The sequence below is a fragment of the Candidatus Saccharibacteria bacterium genome (assembly GCA_034521515.1).
Classification (GTDB): Bacteria; Patescibacteriota; Saccharimonadia; order Saccharimonadales; family JAXHMH01; genus JAXHMH01.
In genome coordinates this window covers 101,340-120,006 of record JAXHMH010000002.1, presented here as the reverse complement: position 1 = coordinate 120,006, position 18,667 = coordinate 101,340, and the positions used below count along the sequence as shown (strand labels likewise).

Sequence of the window (18,667 nt, the reverse complement as noted above, 5' to 3'; positions counted from 1 at the left end):
GGAGACCTAATGGCATATTACTCAAGACAACGTACGTCTCCCTATAAACCAGGGCAAACGCAAGTATTTAAGGTGAGCCGAAGTAAGATAGAGTTGTTCGTGCAATGTCCGCGCTGTTTTTGGCTTGATGCTAGGCTTAAGGTTAGGCGACCGAGTAGCCCACCATTTAGAATCAACTCTGCAGTTGATGAACTGCTCAAAAAAGAGTTCGATGTATATCGCAAGCAGGGAAAGCCTCACCCCATGATGGAAGATTTTGGGGTAGCAGCTGTACCGTACGAGCACGACGAGCTTGATACTTGGCGGGCTAATTTTACTGGTGTTGCTGCGGTTCATGAGCCGACTAATTTTCATGTATTTGGAGCAGTGGATGATATCTGGGTAAACGAGGCAGGTGAGCTGATGGTCGTTGATTATAAGGCCACCGCCAAACAAAGCGACGTGACGATTGATGCCGATTGGCAGATGAGTTATAAGCGGCAGATGGAGGTTTACCAGTGGCTGCTGAGGCAAAACGGCTTTAAGGTCAGTGACACCGGTTACTTTGTGTACTGCAATGGTCGGCTTGATATGGACGAATTTGATAACCGGGTTGAGTTTAAGACCAAAATAATCCCGTATACCGGGAGCGACGGCTGGGTAGAGTCAACCTTATCGGATATAAAAAATTGCCTAGAGGGTGACATGCCAGCAGTCGGTAAAGCGGCTATGGGTGGCGATTGTGACTATTGTACTTACGCTCGTCAGCGTACCGAGCTCACCGTGAAAGCATTACAGAAAAAATCAGCCAAAAATACTCGTTGACAATTATATATAAAGAGTGTCAAACTGTTATTCAGCGGGAGTACGTACTATGGCCAGTGAATTTGATGATGTTTTCAGAAGAGCGAAAGAGCGAGAAGTTGTTCAAAAAAGAGCACAGAAAGATGCTGAGGAACGAGCTAGGTTAGAGGTTGAAAAGAAGCAACAAGAAAGATCAAAAACACTTAAACTAGCAGTGCACGCGAGCAGGTTACTTGTTGCGCACGCAGTGCCACACGATGCTACGTATTACCAGTTTAGGTACCGCGAAGCAACGCTTTTTTCTAAGCGTCGGGAAATCCGAAGCTTACTGGTAGATGGATGGCTTGTGACCATGAACCAAGAAACATATGACGAAGGTGGAGATGTTCGGCATGACAGGATTGTCTTGGAGCCTGGTGGTAAACTAACCGATGTGAACTGTAAGGGGATGTTAAACGATAGTATCTATACTGAATACGGCGGGGAGAAGATATACCCGATTACGGCTGATAGCGATAAGTTATGTTATCCGTTCAGTGATGAACGTGTGCAGATTGAGCTTGCTGCTTTATTATTAAAACACCAACTAGATTCTTAGATCATTCTTAAGGAAAAAGAACCAGCGTCCGCTATAATAGAATTATGATAGACATTCAATTTATTAGAGATAATCCAAAACTGGTTGCAGAAAAATCCAAACAAAAAGGCTACGACGTTGATATAACGCAGCTACTAGGCTTTGATGAAAAGCGACGTGAGCTACAGCAACAAGTCGAAGAGTTGCGCCGCCAACGCAACGAAATCTCAGAGAGTATGAAGGGTCAACGCCCCAGTGACGAGCAAATTGCCAAAGGGCGTGAAATCAAGGAACGCTTAGCTGATCTTGAACATCAGTTGACATCGATAGACAAAGAATTTACAGACTTACTCAAACAAGTGCCAAATATGTCTCTTGACGACGTACCGGTGGGCGATGAAGATAAAAGCGCTGAGATAAAGACATTTGGTGACAAAAAAACGGGGGCGCGTGATCATTTGGATATTGCTACAGGGCGCGACTGGGTTGATTTTGAGCGTGGCGCTAAAGTAGCTGGGACAAAATTCTATTTTCTAAAAGGTGATTTGGCGCTACTTGAAAATGCCATAACGCAGTATGCGCTGGATTTTGTTAATCAAAAAGGTTTTACCTATATGTTGGTTCCGCACATGGTGAACAGCAGGATCGCAACGGGTACTGGTTTTGAGCCTAGGACTAGCGAGCAAAGTGACGAGTATCACATTGATGGCGAAGATCTTACGTTAATAGGTACGTCTGAGTTGCCATTGACCGGTTATCATGCTGATGAAATTATAGATGAAGACAGGCTGCCGTTGCTCTATGCTGGACTAAGTCCATGTTACCGAAAAGAAGCAGGTACGTATGGTAAGCACACGCGTGGGCTTTTCCGAGTCCATCAGTTTAATAAATTAGAAATGTACGCTTTTACGACTGCCGAAAATAGTGCAAATATGCACGAAAAACTACTCTCATTTGAAGAAGAGTTATGGCAGGCAATCGGAATTCCTTATCGTGTCATTAATATTGCTTCTGGTGATCTTGGCGCGCCCGCCGCTAAAAAGTACGATATCGAGTATTGGTCCAGCGTTGACGGAGAGTATCGTGAGCTGACAAGTTGTAGTAACTGCACAGATTTTCAGACACGTAATTTAAATGTTAGAGTTCGTCGGAAAGATGGCAGCGTGGAGATGTTGCACTCATTGAATGGTACGGCTGTATCGTTGGCTCGCTCGCTGATTGCTGTCCTTGAGCACTACCAGCAAGCCGACGGCACTATTACAGTCCCTGAAGTCCTGAGACCGTATATGAACGGCAAAGACAAAATATAGATTAAAAGAGGAGGGTTTATGATAAAAAATATTGAGATAAGAGGCGTTCACACTACGGTTACACCAGAGCTGCAGAAATACGTTGATAACAAGATTGGTAAACTGGATCGATTTACGCCGCGTCATGCTCGAGAGAGTGTCAGGGCAGATGTGTTTTTGAAAGAGTCAAAAAATAAAACTAAAAAAACCTGCACTTGCGAGGTTATTATGCACTTGCCACAAGAACGCATCGCTACCAAAGAATCGACAGTAAATATGTTTGCAGCGATTGATATCGTGGAAGCAAAACTAAAAAACCGCCTTAAGAAATATAAAGATACGCACGGTAGCCAGAAGTTGCATCGCAAGGTTTTAGCGCGGCTTAGGCGGCAGACAGGTGGTCAAGAAATATAAGTATTTCTGAAAATAATCTGGAATAAGGTGCCATAACTAAGGTACAATAACCTGTATTGGCAGCATTTTCTGAAGTCTAGTCAGGGAGGAATCATTGAAAAAGATTGTTAAGCGTGTCCTCGGAGACCCGCAGATAAAAACGCTCAAACGCATGCAGAAACGCGTTAAAGATATTAACGCGTTGGCTGAAACGTACAAAAAAATGTCCGATGCCGAGCTGAAGGCACAGACGGAAAAATTGAAAAAGCGTCTTGAAGATGAGTCACTGGATAAAATTCTTCCTGATGCATTTGCTATTGCACGCGAAGCTGCCAGCCGGACGGTAGAGATGAGGCCATTTGATGTGCAGCTGATTGGTGGCATGGTGCTGCACGAAGGTAAAGTCGCAGAAATGAAAACCGGTGAGGGTAAAACCTTGGTTGCGACGTTGCCAGTTTATCTCAACGGTTTGACCGGAAAAGGTGCTCACATTATTACTGTCAACGACTATTTGGCTCAACGTGATGCCGGTTGGATGGGTCAAGTTTACGATTTCTTAGGTTTATCTGTTGCGGTGATTGTTGCGGATGCCTCGTATATTTATGACGCCTCTTTTTCCAATAATGATCATCAGGATCCACGGTTCGAACATCTCAAGCCATGTTCACGCCAAGAAGCATATGCCGCTGACGTGACATATGGCACAAACAATGAGTTTGGGTTTGATTATTTACGCGACAATATGGTTAGGGAGATCGACCAGCTTCGCCAGCGCGATTTACACTTTGCGATTGTCGACGAAGTTGATTCAATCTTGATCGATGAAGCTCGGACACCGCTGATTATTTCTGCACCATCAATGACTAGCGGCAGCGCCTATGAGCAGTTTTCTAAGGTTGTACGTAACTTAGAGCGAGACAAAGATTATGAGGTCGACGAAAAGCGCCGTGCGGTTATATTGACAGATGACGGTATCGAGCATGTCGAGAAAATACTAGGTATTGATAACTTGTACGCTGCGGGTAATATCCGGACTATATATCACCTCGAACAAGCGTTAAAAGCACAGGCAATCTTCAAGCGTGACAAAGACTATGTAGCAACCAGCGAAGGTGAGATTGTTATCGTAGACGAATTTACCGGCCGATTATTGAAAGGTCGTCGCTATAACGAAGGGCTACACCAAGCTATCGAAGCCAAAGAAGGGGTCGAGATACAACAAGAGTCTATGACTTTGGCCACGATTAGTTTTCAGAACTACTTCCGATTGTATGAAAAGCTTTCTGGTATGACAGGTACTGCGGCGACGGAGGCTGACGAGTTTCACCAAATCTATAAGCTAGATGTCGTAGAAGTGCCACCAAACAAGAAATTGATCCGTGAAGATAGACAGGACCGTATCTATAAGACCGAGTCAGGTAAATTCCGAGCGGTTGTCAAAGAGGTGAAAGAAGCACAACAGCGAGGTCAACCAGTACTTATTGGTACGGCATCGATTGAAAAGAACGAGCGGTTAAGCGCACTTCTTAATAAAGAAAAGATCACCCATCAGGTACTAAACGCTAAGAATAACGAGCGGGAAGCAAATATTGTTGCGAAAGCCGGTCAAAAAAGGGCAGTAACCTTAGCGACAAATATTGCCGGTCGTGGCACCGACATCGTACTCGATGAAGATGTCAAAAAAGTCGGCGGTCTATATGTAATTGGTTCTGAGAGACATGAATCCCGCCGAATTGACAATCAGCTGCGTGGACGGTCGGGTCGTCAGGGCGATTCCGGTCTTACGCAGTTTTTTGTCAGTACCGAAGATGACCTGATGAGAATATTCGGTGGTGAGCGAATAGGTGCCATTATGAAACGGCTTGGCGTAGACGACGAGACTCCAATTGAGAACCGTGCTATTTCTAGAAGTTTGGAGGGAGCTCAGAAGAAAGTAGAAGGTTTTAACTTTGATATGCGTAAAAACGTTGTTCAATACGATGACGTGATGAACCGTCACCGTAAAGCAACCTATACCATGCGGCGTGAAGTACTAAAACAGGAGGATATAAGTAAGCGCATAAAGGTGTTTATTGAAGAAGAGTCGCGGGCACTGGCTGAGTCGCCTCTACTAACCAGCGACCAGTTTGAAGCCATTGTGACCGAAGTGTTTCCGTTCGATGATCCGACACTCGATCGGTTGTTCGATAGTCCTGCCGATAAGTTCGGTGAAGTGCTTAAGGCTGAGGCTATGGAGCTATATGCCGGCCGCGAGGCAGCTTTTACGCCTGAAGTATTACGTCGCATTGAGAGAGATATTTACCTACAAATTTTGGATAATTTATGGATGCAGCATTTAGAGAATATGGCACATCTGCGCGAGGGAATTTCTTGGATAAGTGTCGGGCAAAAGGATCCGTTGGTAGAATATCGTCGTCAAGGTCAACGTTTGTTTGAAGAGATGCAGTATAGCTTGCGACACGATATTGTTCGAGCGTTATTCCATGCTCGACCAGTCGAAGAAGAAGAGCTTGGCCGGCCTACGGAAACTGAACTAACCAGGGCGGCACGACGCTCGGTGAACAACGCAGATAAAATACTTGAAGCTGAGGAGTTCCGTGAAACTGATTTTGTGCCACAACACGTTGAAGAAAAACAGAAGAAACAATCTCGCGATAAGGTAAAAAAAGCTCGCAAGGCCGAGCGAAAGCGTAAAGCAAAAACAAAGAGCAAGAAGCGTAAATAGGTTTATGCAGCGATTGTTTATTTCTTTTAATAGTAGGCTTGTAGACGGGTTAGTTAATTGTCACGTGGTTTGCGTGGTAAGTAAAAAGTGTAGTAGTCTCTTATGAAGCATAATACGACAGAAATTGTTTTACCGAACGGTGCACGGGGTTTATTGGTACATATACCAGATGCCACTGTTATGACTTATGAACTGAATTTTCGTGCCGGAGAGTATCTCGTAGAAAAAGATAAGTGGGAAACGCCCCATATGATGGAGCATGTACTGCTTGGAGCAAATGAGCTTATTCCTAAGGCTCGAACATTTCAGGCAGAATTTGAGAAAAACGGTGCATATAATAATGCCAGCACAGGCACATACGATATTACCTATGAAGCGGAGTGTGCCGACTTTGAGTGGGATCGGGTGCTTGATCTACTCTTGATTGCTATAACTAAGCCACTATTTTTAGAAGAAGAGTTTAGGGCTGAGTTTGGCAATGTCCGTGAAGAGTTGACCGCCCGCTCCAACAGTCATTTCCGTCACTTGAGTCTCGCGCTTCGTCAAGCTTACGGCTTCTCAGTACTAACAGATCAGGAGCGATTGCAGCTTATGGAGAACGTACAACCAGATGATCTCCGCGCACATTACGAAAGAACGCACACCAGCAGTAACTTACGGTTTGTATTTGCCGGGAAACTGCCGCCTGCTCGCCGGAAAGTAATCAGGCAACTGCTTGGAGCAATTGAACTGCCAAAAGGTGATGGTAGGTTGGAGCTTCCGCACGAAACACCGCACTCGCTAGAAAATGCACTGTACTTAAAAAATAACACAGTCGATAACCTGTATTTTTATATCGACACCTTTATGCACCGACGGATGCGCGACCCGGAAAGCGATGCTTTGCATCTAATAAATACAATGTTGACCGAGACACTTTATTCACGAATTCTGGGTAGTGCTCGGGAGCAAGGTCTTGTTTATGGAATGAGCTCAGGCTTTGGCCAGACGCGCGAGTCGAGCAATTGGTGGTTTGGCTCACAGGTTATGCCAAAGAATGCCCACAAACTGTTTGATATCATCATTAACGAACTGCACGCTGTATTTGCCGGCGAGCTCAATGACGCAGATGTTACGGCAGCCAAGCAGTACGCCATTGGCCGTTATCAACGGAGCGGGCAAACCGTTGCCGGCACAGCAATGGGGTATAGTTGTCGTTACTTCTTTGATGGTGAGATTGATGATTACTACAAATTACCGGAGAGAATCAAAGCAGTGTCTAAAAACCGGATAGTCGCCATTACGCAAGAAATGTTCAAAGAAAAAACTTGGGGTATGGGCGCACTTGGCAACGCCGGCGATGAGTTTGTTGAGGAGCTTCATCGCAAGTTAAAGGTACTTTGGCAATAGCGCCTAACGCTTGTGCTTAGCGATGATGCTAGTTATACTGACCAGTATTATAAGGTAAGCAGAGGGTATAATTATGAATCCGAACGAAAATCCACAGCAGCCAACACCACCAAAAGAACCAACACCGAGCGGAGATCCTCAACCGCCAGCACAACCAGCTACGCCACCAACGCCACCACAGCCAGAGCAGCAGCCTGCTCCTCAAGAAAACCCACAACCAGCTACGCCACCAACGCCGCCAGCTGGGCAGACTCCGCCACAACCGCAACAGCCTGTGCAGGATCCTGCACAGCAGCAACCGCAAACACCAGCTGCCAACCAACCAGTTACTGGATCGTCGGTAGGCGAAAAACATCACGGTTCTAAAAGCATGCTTATTATTGCTGCAGTCTTAGTGCTGGTGATCACTGGCGTATTAGTAGCCTATCTCTTAATGGTTTAATTGTTTATAATCTCCTACTATATGCAGGAGTTACAAAAACAATCCAAAGCCCTAGTTTCCAATGTATCGCAGGCGATTAGTCAATTGCAGATTAAAGATGCAGAGGCGCAATTACAAAAATTACGTGATAAAGCGCAAAAACCAGATTTTTGGACTGACAATATTTCAGCGCAAACTAACCTGAAACAACAGGCTAAACTGGAGCGCAAGATTAATCCGTGGCAAGAATTAGAGCAAGAGGTTCATGAACTGGCGGAACTGGCGGAGTTAGGTGACGAGGCTTTATCGCCAGAACTGCAAAAAAAATTTACGGCACTGTCATCGCGGTACGAGGTCATGAAAAACGAGTTAAAATTAAGTGGCAGATATGATGAACACGATGCCATTGTTAGTATTCATGCTGGAGCCGGCGGTACTGATGCACAAGATTGGGCTCAGATGCTATTGCGCATGTATGCGCGCTGGGCAGAAGCCCATGAGGTACAGGTTGAAGTAATTGATGAGTCGGTTGGCGACGAAGCCGGTATTAAAAGCACGACTCTAGAGTTGAGCGGTGCATATGTTTATGGAAAGCTCAAGGGAGAGGACGGAGTACACCGGTTAGTCAGGCTCAGCCCGTTCAACTCTGATAATTTGCGTCAAACAAGTTTTGCAAAAGTTGAAGTATTGCCAAAGATTGATGAACCAGACGCTGTAGAGGTCGACGAAAAAGACCTAAGGGTCGACGTGTACAGAAGCGGAGGTAAAGGGGGTCAAAGTGTCAACACAACGGATTCTGCTGTTCGTATAACTCACCTCCCAACAGGGATAGTTGTCGCCATACAAAACGAACGCTCACAGATACAGAATAAGGAGACTGCTATGACGGTTTTACGATCCCGCCTTGCACAATTACAAGTTGAGCAACATGCTGAAAAAATAACCGAACTAAAAGGTCCGAATGAACAGGCAGCTTGGGGTAATCAGATTCGCAGTTACGTTTTGCACCCGTATAAACAGGTAAAAGACTTGCGAACCAAACATGAATCCAGCGATCCGGATTCAGTGCTTGCGGGCAACATAGATCAGTTCATCGATGCTTATCTAGAGCAGACCTATGCGGATAATGCATAGTTCTCACGCTTAGTTTGCTATAATGGATGCGATGAATCGGGTTGATGCAATTGAGTGTCATAGACAGAGTAACAGCAACAAGTCGCAGAAATTTCGTCCGATTTGGGTGCTTGAAATTGTATCAGCACAGGCAATAAATTGATTAAGGAATCGGTAGGTAAATGATCTTATTAGATAGAGTTACTAAAGTGTACGGACGGACTAATACGGCACTTGACAGGGTATCCTTACACGTTGAACCCAAAGAGTTCGTTATTATTATTGGCAAATCCGGTGCTGGTAAGTCTACGTTGTTAAAGTTGCTTACACGTGAAGAGCGCCAATCCAGCGGAAAAATAGTCATCGGCGGTATTGATTATGACAAGCTGCGAGACAAAGATATCCCGTTGCTACGGCGGAAGATTGGCGTGGTGTTTCAAGATTTTCGATTATTGCAGAACCGGACAGTATTTGAAAACATTGCTTTTGCATTAGAAATAGTTGGTCATACGAACAGTGAAATCAACCATACCGTTCCGCGCGTGTTGGATATTGTTGGGTTGAAAGGTAAAGAAGATCGTATGCCAGATGAATTGTCTGGCGGCGAGCGTCAACGTGTGGCGATTGCTCGAGCCGTGGTTCGGCAGCCCAAAATCTTGATAGCAGATGAGCCGACTGGAAATCTTGACCCAAAGCATGCCTGGGACGTGATAAGAGTTCTCGAAAAGGTTAATAGATATGGTACTACCGTACTGCTAACAACGCATAATTTTGATATAGTCAACAAGCTTAAACGCCGGGTGGTCGCGATTGAGGGCGGACGAGTCGTTAGTGATAAGGCTAGCGGGGAATATAGGTAGCGCCATGGAGACTGTGCAGTGAAAAACGAACAGAAGTTACACCACAAATTGGTAACATTCGGTCGCATCGTGAAGACCGGCAGCCGAAACTTGTTCCGAAATGCGTGGCTGAGTGTCGCTGCTATAGCCGTTATGTTGGTCGCACTTACAATAATTTTATTGGCAGTTGTTTTGAATGTGACGGCACGAGGTGTTATCAGTGAACTATCCAGTAACCTTAAAGTGTCGGTGTATTTACTAGATGATGCCCCAGTTGCAACCCAGTCCGAGCTAGAGCGTGCTATACAGGAACATCCTCATACTAATACTGTAGAGTTTGTCTCCAAAGATGAAGCTCAGCGGCGCTTCTTGCAAAGTTTTGAGAATGATCCGGAGCTATTAGCCGGGTTGGCCTTAGTCGGGGGCGACAGTTTACCGGCGTCTTATGAGATTAGCGTAACTGACTTGAATCGGCTGGAAGAGGTTGGCAACATTGCAAACCAGGAACAATACAACAATGTAGTTGAGAGTGTTACGCTTGGGCGTACCGACGCCAAAAAGACGATTGATCGAGCCGCATCAATGCAACGTTTTATTACGACGGCAAGTATCTTGGCAGCGGCAGTGTTCACAATTATCTCAGTACTTATTATCTTTAATACTATACGTATCGCTATTTTCACTCGTTCTGAAGAAATCCGGAGCATGAAGCTAATCGGAGCAACACCGGGATATATAAGAGGGCCGTTTTTGATTGAAGCCTCAATCTACGGCGTCATTGCCGGTGTAGCGGCTACAGCCATAGTGTATTCGCTCATATTTTCGGTTGGTTCTGGTCTGGAAAATCAGGCTGAATTTGCCGCGACACATAGCTTCTTTACCGAGTATACAACCATTATTGCAATATTTTTCAGTACTATCTTGCTGGGTATATTGGTAGGTATATTCTCAAGTAGCCTAGCGATGGAAAAGTATCTTAAGTTGAAACGGTGGTAGGGCGGCCGGTTTTTTGCACACATAGAATTAAAGGGGCAATGTAGAAGCTTGTGGAAATGCTCAGGCTTATCTATAATGAAAAGTCCTTGTGTTTAATACATGGAGGAGGGTATAATTCATTTTGTTGAAGCTAACTTTTAGCAAGAAACAAAAAATGAAAACCAAAACTCTTCAGAACAAAATTATTATTGGCGGTCTCTTGACTGTGTTTCTTATCAGTGCAGTCAGTCTTCCTTTTAATACTAACTTTATTTTACGCGCTCAATCGGTGGATGACTTACAAGAGAAGGCCAGGCAAATTGAGCAGAGAATAAATGATGCTAGCGAAAAAGCTGAGGAACACGCCCATGCCGCAGAATCATTAGAAGAAGCGGTATCCGAGCTAGACGAGCAAATTACGCAAGTCCAAAGAAGAATAGAACTTACAACTACCAATATAGCCAGGTTGGAAAAAGAACTTGATGAGGCAGAGAAAGAGCTTGAACGACAAAAAGGGTTACTTGAATCAAACATGAAGGCTTTGTACAAACGCGGCGGCGCTTCAACCATGGAGTTGCTGGTAGCTAGTGATAGTTTTTCTCAATTTATTGACGAACAAGAGTATCTGGAGCGGCTCAAAGCGGGTATACAAGAATCAACAGAAGAAGTTATTCGACTCAAACAGGACATTGAAGAAAAAAAGAGTGATCAAGAGGAGTTGAAGAAGAAGCAAACCCTTCAACGACAGGAACTTTCCAGTAACCGGTCTCAACAGCAACGATTACTTGAGAAAACAAAGGGCGAGGAAGCTCGTTATCAGGCGTTGGTGAACGAACTTGAGGCTGAGCGCAGAAAAGCTGAAGCGGCCTTAGCGGCAGCGCTGAGCAGTGGCAGCTTTAAAACATCTCCGGTTGGCCCCATAGGTAGAGGCGACATAATTGGAGAGGTTGGTAGTACGGGGTTGTCTTCAGGCGCTCACCTGCACTTAGAGGTGCGCGTGAACGGTTCGACGGTTAATCCGGCGCCATACATCAAACATCAGCCTGTAAACCCAGTAGCTATCACACAAAGCTACGGGAACCCTTGGAGTCTTTACGCTTCGGGATATCATGGCGGGATAGATTATGCTCCAGGTAATGGCGCTGTGTACTCTATTGATGATGGCTATCTTTACCGAGGTTGCTCTGATCAAATGCTAGGCACGGTAAGTAACGCGTATGGTTATGTGGCTATTGTTCAACACTCAGACGGTCATGTAAGTGTATATGCTCATATGGCTGGCGGTCCATCGGAGTGTAATTACAATACGTATTATCGATAACGTATAAAGTCGTATTTATTGCGGAAAGTTAGGCGTAGGTGTGCCATAATAATAGGCACATATTGACAAAAACGGAGGGTTTTCATGGGGCGTGGATCGCGCAATTCTATTACAGTGCCGAGCTGGGCAAAATCAATTTTTGTAGTTGTAGTTATTTTTTCTTTGGGGTTTTTGGTTGGAAACGGAACACTGCAATTCAATCTATCATCAGTTGATCCCATAAGTACCAACCAAGATTTACCAGATTCGCTTGACATGAATGAGGTACAAGATTTGTACTCATCACTACGTAATAATTACGACGGACAGCTTGAACTTGATGAACTCATGGACGGACTCAAAGAAGGCTTGGCTGGAGCGACGGGTGATCCTTACACGGAATATTTGGATGCTGAAGAGTCGGCTGATTTTGAAGAAGGGCTTTCCGGGACATTTACCGGTATTGGTGCTGAGCTTAGCAAGAGTGAAGATAACTATATAACTATCGTGGCACCCATTTCGGGTTTTCCTGCAGAAGCAGCCGGCCTTCGCGCTCAAGATATTGTAGCCGAGATAGACGGCGAAAACGCTTACGATATTTCTGTAAGCGAGGCAGTAAGTAAAATCCGTGGGCCAGAAGGTACCGACGTAACGCTAACAATCATCCGTGAGCAATCAAAACAGCTGGAGTTGACAATAACCCGTGACAAAATAGTTATTCCGAGTGTTGAATCCGAAGTAACTGACGGTATAGGCTATTTGAAAGTGAGTCGGTTTGGCAATGATACCGAAAGGTTGGTACAAGAGGCTGCCGAAAAGTTCCGTAGTGTCGGCGTTGAGGGTGTGATACTTGATCTACGCAACAACCCTGGAGGATTACTGGACGCCTCGGTCAGTTTAGCAGGTCTTTGGGTAGAGAACGGCGAGACGGTTCTAGAAGAAAAACGAGAGGATGTCGTAGTCAAGACATTCCGCTCCGAGGGCTCAGCTTTGTTGCGTGACGTGCCAACGGTTGTATTGCTGAACGAGGGTAGTGCGAGTGCGAGCGAAATTGTGGCCGGTGCTTTACAGGACTACGAGTTGGCGACCATTATCGGCGAACAAACCTATGGTAAGGGTAGCGTACAGCGTCTAGTGCGATTAAGCGGAGGTGCTCAACTAAAAGTTACGATCGCACGTTGGTTTACGCCGGATGGCAGAAATATAGATAAGGAGGGCATAGAGCCCGATCAAACGGTTGAATTAACTCAAGACGATTTTGAGGCTGATCGTGATCCACAACTCGACGCCGCTAAGCAGCAGTTACAGTAATTCCAACAATTACGTAATTCAACTAAAACACATTTTTATATTTGATATAACATGATTCTCAATAGATATGTATTGTAATACGAATTTTGTTTGGATAACTGTTGCGCCGGTCGCCGAGGCGACCCGTATGCGCCATACTTTCTTGGTCGCAAGAAAGTATGCAAAGAACCGACTGGCGACTGCAAACTCTTGATCTATCTGTTGTCTAAAACAGGCTCGCTGGTTCGTCTCTTTTTGCGGCGCAGCAGGCTTTGCCTGGTGGCAGGCAAAAAGGGAATGCTGTCGGAACTCCCCCTCACCATCTCTTTCGAGAGTGGTGAGGGGTCAGACAGCTCTCGCGCCCAAGGGCGCCTCTTTTACACAACATCTAGTCAGGACTTTGCAGAGCCAGACCCCGGAATGGCTTCGCCATTCCGGTTAATTATGTGTTCTTTAAAAAGAACACAACTAATGAGGGTCACATCTGAAAAACAGAAGCGAAGGAGTGCTGGTTGGACGAGTCAAGCCGGTAGTCAAGCTCCGCCAAAGTAACTAGAAAAACTGGCGGAGCCGCTTGTCGTTCTGCCGGCGCGGCCAACCAGTGCTGCTTCGTACTCTTGTTTTTTCAGCCGTGACGAGGTTTTTGGTTACTTTTTAGCGGACAAAAAGTAACAGGGTATTTGATTCTCCCGGCCTTCGCAGCAGTAGACTATTTCCAGGACCTGGTCTTGGAAATAGTGAAAATATGGTCTAGTAGGCGGGTTAGTAGTCTATGACAGCACGTTTTAGATAATTGGGATTGGTAGGCAAGAAGTTTTAATAAGATAAAACACTTTAGGTTCGGGCGGGGCTATGCTAGAGTTAAGGGCATAAATAAGGGGTAAAAAAGCGGTGGCAAAACCGACTAAATACATTTTTGTAACTGGTGGTGTGCTTTCTGGATTAGGAAAGGGTATTACGGCCGCTTCCATTGGCAACCTCTTAAAAGCTCGTAACTTGAGTGTAAACGTTCAGAAGTGCGACCCTTATTTAAACACCGATGCTGGTACGCTAAATCCGGCAGAACACGGCGAGTGTTTTGTTACTAAGGATGGTGCTGAAACCGATTTGGATCTAGGGCATTATGAAAGGTTTTTAGATCAAGAGTTGACGCAAAGCAGTAGCTTGATGAGCGGGAGAGTATTGCGTCAAGTCATTGAAGACGAGCGCCGTGGTAAGTATCTTGGTAAAACCGTGCAATTTATTCCGCATGTTACGAAGGCAATCCAGAAACAAATCAAGGCGGCTGCCAAAGGGTTTGATGTCCATATTGTAGAAATAGGCGGTACAGTAGGTGATTATGAGGGATTGAGTTTTCTTGAGGCCATCCGTGAACTCTCGTTTGAGGTTGGTCGGGAAAACAGTTTGTTCGTGCACGTTGTATATTTGCCTTATCTTGGTGCAAGCGGTGAGCTGAAGACAAAGCCGGCTCAGAACGCTGTTCGCGACCTTAGAGGACTCGGAATTGTTCCGGATGTATTGGTGGCACGAAGTGAAGATAAGGCGCCTAAATCGGTTATCAATAAACTCAGCTTATTTAGCGGTGTAACGCCAGAAGCCATAGCACTGCTGCCTAATGCCTCGAGTATTTACGAAGTGCCGCTTACACTAGAGGACACTAATATAACCGAGACTATAGCCAAGAGACTAAACTTAAGAGTAAGTAGACCACACCTTAAAGATTGGCGCAAAATGGTGGATCGTGCTAAGGCAAAGCAGAATAACACGGTAGATATTGGAGTTGTCGCCAAATATATGGATAACCAAGATACCTATATGTCGGTTTTTGAGGCACTCAAAAGTGCTGCATGGGCGAATGACACAAACCTAAATCTGCACTGGATCAATGCTGAAAAGCTAGAAGGCGACGTAGATCTCAGCCCGGTGTTCCAGGATATTGACGGGGTTGTCGTGCCTGGCGGGTTTGGTACACGTGCGCTAGAAGGTAAGATTAACGCCGCTCGATATGCCCTCGCCAACAAGCTTCCATATCTCGGTCTATGCCTTGGTCTACAGATGGCAGTAGTGGCTGCTGCACGCAACGGTGGAATCAAAGATGCGACTTCTGAAGAACTCGACAACACCAGCAAGTGTTTGGTGATTAACACTATGGCAGATCAAAAAGGCAAGGAAAATACCGGTGGCACAATGCGTCTGGGTAATTATCCATGTAAGTTGGTGAAAAAGAGTTTAGCTGAACAGGTATACAAAACATCAAACATTGTAGAACGTCACCGTCACCGTTATGAGTGTAATAACGATTTTCGAGATCAATACCAAGCTTGGGGGATTAGAGCGAGTGGTACCAGTCCGGACGGTCACTTGGTAGAGATAATTGAAGGACTCGATCACCCATTCTTTTTGGCGAGCCAGTTTCACCCGGAGTTTAAGTCACGTCCTAATCGCGCCCACCCAATGTTTAGCGGATTTATAAAAGCTTTAAAATAACCTGGATGTCGGGGACTTCGCTACAGATGTATTTCAATCGGCTTCTCAGGCTGTAGTTGATATTTATGAATGTCTGGGGTAGCATTATGCTTATGGATGAACAGAATCAAAAACAACAACCTTCGGACATGAATCAACCTACGGAGTCTACGGCGCCGCAAGAGCCGAACACTGCGCCTGCTGATACAGACACTACGTCGGCAGATAACTCAACAACTCAGCCTTCACCGGTTGCTGAGCCACCAGCTGACATTACCGGAGCAGAAAATCAAACAGAGGCAAATACGGGTGAAGCTCAAGCTGCAACTAATCAACAAGTTGAACCAACTCCTGATGTTAACGTAGATACACCAAGCGCTAATTCAGCACCAGCCGACGACGTGACGCCAGACTCGGCGGCGGAGGTTGAACAAAATAATGAAACCAAACCCGCCGCGACTCCTACAGATACACCCGAACCAGCTCAGCCAGTAAATCAACCCGAAACTAACCAGACAGCTGAACCTCAAGCCACGCCACCGGCAGCCACGGAAAACACATCGCAACAACCAGCTGAAGCTGCACAAGCAGATACTCCTGGTAATCATCCCAAAAAGATCCTATTAGTTGAAGATGATGATGCGCTCGCAAACACCTATGAAGTTAGGTTGAATGCCGAGGGTTTTAAGACACAGCGCGTGCCTAACGGTGAAGAAGCGCTTTCTGCAGCGTTGGATTATAAGCCAGATCTTATTTTGCTTGATGTGATGATGCCCAAGGTCAGCGGCTTTGACGTGCTAGATATTTTGCGAAATACACCAGAAACAACCAACGTTAAGGTGATTATGCTCACAGCTCTAAGTCAAGAAAGTGACAAAGAGCGAGCTAAATCACTCGGCGTAGACGATTATCTCGTTAAATCACAGGTTGTGATCGCAGATGTTGTAGACAAGATTAAACAACATCTGAGCAGCTGATCGTAAGCAGTAAAATAGTAGTAGCTTTATAGCGTTATTGCTTATTCTACAATTTTGTAGTATAATACGTGCGTCATGTCAGAAAACAAAAACAACCCAGAACGTTTTTATGATTCAGAAAAAGCTTTCCATGCAACCTTACTCCATAATCAGAAAACTATCGTAGAATTTGCCAACGGAGACATTGATCCAGTGGTTATGGATCCACTGACCACGCTAAAATTACCAAAAGGAGCACTACAGCTACGAGTCTTAGCACCAGATGATGATCGTGCTGTAGAGAACGGGTATGGAAGCCGGTCAAAAGAAAATGGTCGCGTACAGCGCATGTTTGATACGCTCACAAAAGATCAGCCTAATAAAATTACTAGACAGGCTGACAACGGGGAGTCGGTAACGTTTGACATGTTTGATCAGGAGTTATCGATGGTGCACTGTAAGCTACCGCAAGCCTACACCGGAACGGACAAGCATATTGAACCACTTGAAATAATGTACGCCATGAAAGGCAAACCGGAGTTTATACACGAAGCTAGATACCATGATACAGATGCCGGGATTGAAACTGGGAAGCTGGGAGGTTTAGTACTTGATGTCACCAAAAGCGAAAAGTCCGAGTAAGATTATCTAGAAAATTCTTTAGAGCTGAGTCCACATTTTTTAAGGTCACATTACCGAAAATCAGTTACGTTAAAGGTGTGCGTTATATATGGAATAATGCTATTGCTTATTAAGCAATAATGTAGTATAATGTAGCTATGTCTCAAGAACAAAAAGTAGCACTACCACCACAAGCTGAGTTTGAACCACAAGAAACTGTCGAGTTGCTCCAGGCCGAAGGCTTGCGGGAAGTTATCCAGGTTTCGCAAGAGGGTTTAGGCGAAGCCGAGCAAAGTGAGCGGTTAAAGGCTTTGACAGAGGTTATAGCACCGGAAGTTAAGGCTCAAATGAGTGCGGTAGCTTTGGAGACAGCATTTGAACAAGCAGAGCCTAAAAAAGAAGCTCTTACTAGTCGCTTAAACTATCTGCAAGTAGAAAGTAATGATCAAAACACATGGGTTAGAAGTCTTGACGATCAAATAAATGGCTTCAAGAACATAAGTTCACAATTGTTTAGTATGAATGATGGCAGTAGTGTAGACCCCAGCGATTTGGGCTATATGAGCAGTGCTTTCCGTGATTATGCAGAAAATTTTTCTTTAACAAAGCGTAACATAGAATCTGCGGTAGCAAATAAACTCGAGGCAGTTCAGGGCATGGAGCCCGAGGTAAAGGATGCTGTACTCCTTATCGACGATAACCGAGCACACTTAGTCGAAGGAGTAGGCGAGATTAACGAAGATCCTGAAAAGGCTTACTCTGAAGAAGGCGTAGAACAGCATGTAGAAGAACGCGAAGCAGCGTCTGTAGAGGAGCACCAAGAGCAATGCGATGAAGAGGTTCAGGCAAACATAGAAAAAATAGCAGATTTGCGCGATGACTTTGGAGAAATTAGCACTGGATTGCGCAAAGAAATGCAATCTCTGCGTGATCAAGAGGGAGCTGTAGAATCCCTCCCAGGAGTAGCTAGGCTGGATGATATCGGCAACCAACTAATGATGCTTATGCGTTTAGCCGAAGATGGATCGTTGTCAACAGCAAGGCTTCAAGATTTCGCGGACGAGCTTACTCAAGTAACAAGACGGCTGGAAAACGGTGCAGACGAACTAATCCGTGCCGGTACGTCCGAACGCTCTGCACTGGACGATTTACACAGTCGTATCTCAGATATTAGTAGCAACTAATACAGAAATTATTCGACGGTTACTTCGGTGCGCGGTGCGCTTTTGCCAGTAAAACGGCGGACACGGCGCTTGGTAAATTTGACGACCCCATCTTTTGCAGCGTGGATTGTATAATTTCGTGAAATAAATGTGCCTTTACCGGCGCGTTTGGTTGAGCCGGTTTGACGGACGATTACTTGACCAGTTTTAACTTCTTGGCCGCCAAATAGTTTGACGCCCAGTCTTTGTCCGGGACTGTCATGGACATTCTTGCTTGAGCCACCAGCTTTAACTTTACTCATCTTAAACCTCTTACCAGTCAGCCTGCTTGCATGCGGAGCATGCAACTCCGCTGACTTCTTGGCGC

At 45.3% G+C, this 18,667-nt stretch carries 17 protein-coding genes; 16 read left to right on the top strand and 1 reads right to left on the bottom strand.

All coding sequences use genetic code 11. The features are described 5' to 3' along the window. Positions 1 to 9 precede the first annotated feature (9 nt). From U5K77_00675 to U5K77_00600, 16 genes are all read left to right on the top strand, one after another. Entirely contained in the window at positions 10 to 804 is a 795-nt protein-coding gene (locus U5K77_00675) for a PD-(D/E)XK nuclease family protein (GenBank protein MDZ7744264.1), read from the top strand. A gap of 49 nt (positions 805 to 853) precedes the next feature. Continuing rightward, a complete protein-coding gene (locus U5K77_00670; protein MDZ7744263.1) occupies positions 854 to 1,381 on the top strand; it encodes a hypothetical protein in 528 nt (175 codons plus the stop codon). A 44-nt stretch (positions 1,382 to 1,425) separates the two neighbouring features. After that, entirely contained in the window at positions 1,426 to 2,670 is a 1,245-nt protein-coding gene (gene serS / locus U5K77_00665; GenBank protein ID MDZ7744262.1) for a serine--tRNA ligase, read from the top strand. Positions 2,671 to 2,688: 18 nt separating this feature from the next. Then, positions 2,689 to 3,063 (top strand): ribosome-associated translation inhibitor RaiA, encoded by a 375-nt coding sequence (raiA, locus tag U5K77_00660; protein MDZ7744261.1) that lies wholly within the window; start codon positions 2,689 to 2,691, stop codon positions 3,061 to 3,063. Between the two features lie 94 nt (positions 3,064 to 3,157). Continuing rightward, complete coding sequence (secA, locus tag U5K77_00655; GenBank protein ID MDZ7744260.1) at positions 3,158 to 5,767, top strand: preprotein translocase subunit SecA; 2,610 nt, start codon at positions 3,158 to 3,160, stop codon at positions 5,765 to 5,767. 102 nt (positions 5,768 to 5,869) lie between these two features. Next, positions 5,870 to 7,156, top strand: coding sequence for a pitrilysin family protein (locus U5K77_00650; protein ID MDZ7744259.1), 1,287 nt, complete (start codon positions 5,870 to 5,872; stop codon positions 7,154 to 7,156). Positions 7,157 to 7,229: 73 nt separating this feature from the next. After that, positions 7,230 to 7,598, top strand: coding sequence for a hypothetical protein (locus U5K77_00645; GenBank protein ID MDZ7744258.1), 369 nt, complete (start codon positions 7,230 to 7,232; stop codon positions 7,596 to 7,598). A 21-nt stretch (positions 7,599 to 7,619) separates the two neighbouring features. Next, positions 7,620 to 8,711 carry a peptide chain release factor 2 gene (prfB, locus tag U5K77_00640; GenBank protein MDZ7744257.1) on the top strand — a complete coding sequence of 364 codons (1,092 nt, stop codon included), beginning with the start codon at positions 7,620 to 7,622 and terminating at the stop codon, positions 8,709 to 8,711. A gap of 161 nt (positions 8,712 to 8,872) precedes the next feature. Next, complete coding sequence (ftsE, locus tag U5K77_00635; protein MDZ7744256.1) at positions 8,873 to 9,550, top strand: cell division ATP-binding protein FtsE; 678 nt, start codon at positions 8,873 to 8,875, stop codon at positions 9,548 to 9,550. 18 nt (positions 9,551 to 9,568) lie between these two features. Beyond that, positions 9,569 to 10,525, top strand: coding sequence for a permease-like cell division protein FtsX (locus U5K77_00630; GenBank protein MDZ7744255.1), 957 nt, complete (start codon positions 9,569 to 9,571; stop codon positions 10,523 to 10,525). A gap of 154 nt (positions 10,526 to 10,679) precedes the next feature. Then, positions 10,680 to 11,825 (top strand): peptidoglycan DD-metalloendopeptidase family protein, encoded by a 1,146-nt coding sequence (locus U5K77_00625; GenBank protein MDZ7744254.1) that lies wholly within the window; start codon positions 10,680 to 10,682, stop codon positions 11,823 to 11,825. An 84-nt stretch (positions 11,826 to 11,909) separates the two neighbouring features. Beyond that, the gene (locus U5K77_00620; GenBank protein ID MDZ7744253.1) at positions 11,910 to 13,115 is read left to right on the top strand and encodes a S41 family peptidase; all 1,206 of its coding nucleotides are present in this window, start codon (positions 11,910 to 11,912) and stop codon (positions 13,113 to 13,115) included. A gap of 870 nt (positions 13,116 to 13,985) precedes the next feature. Then, the gene (locus U5K77_00615) at positions 13,986 to 15,581 is read left to right on the top strand and encodes a CTP synthase (protein ID MDZ7744252.1); all 1,596 of its coding nucleotides are present in this window, start codon (positions 13,986 to 13,988) and stop codon (positions 15,579 to 15,581) included. 92 nt (positions 15,582 to 15,673) lie between these two features. After that, positions 15,674 to 16,537, top strand: a complete 864-nt coding sequence (locus U5K77_00610) for a response regulator (protein ID MDZ7744251.1) — start codon at positions 15,674 to 15,676, stop codon at positions 16,535 to 16,537. Positions 16,538 to 16,612: 75 nt separating this feature from the next. Then, positions 16,613 to 17,158 carry a hypothetical protein gene (locus U5K77_00605; GenBank protein ID MDZ7744250.1) on the top strand — a complete coding sequence of 182 codons (546 nt, stop codon included), beginning with the start codon at positions 16,613 to 16,615 and terminating at the stop codon, positions 17,156 to 17,158. Positions 17,159 to 17,295: 137 nt separating this feature from the next. After that, a complete protein-coding gene (locus U5K77_00600; GenBank protein MDZ7744249.1) occupies positions 17,296 to 18,321 on the top strand; it encodes a hypothetical protein in 1,026 nt (341 codons plus the stop codon). An 8-nt stretch (positions 18,322 to 18,329) separates the two neighbouring features. Here U5K77_00600 and U5K77_00595 read toward each other — a convergent pair whose 3' ends face one another. Continuing rightward, positions 18,330 to 18,602: a 50S ribosomal protein L27 gene (locus tag U5K77_00595; GenBank protein ID MDZ7744248.1), complete on the bottom strand. Its 273-nt coding sequence runs from the start codon at positions 18,600 to 18,602 to the stop codon at positions 18,330 to 18,332. Positions 18,603 to 18,667: the final 65 nt, after the last annotated feature.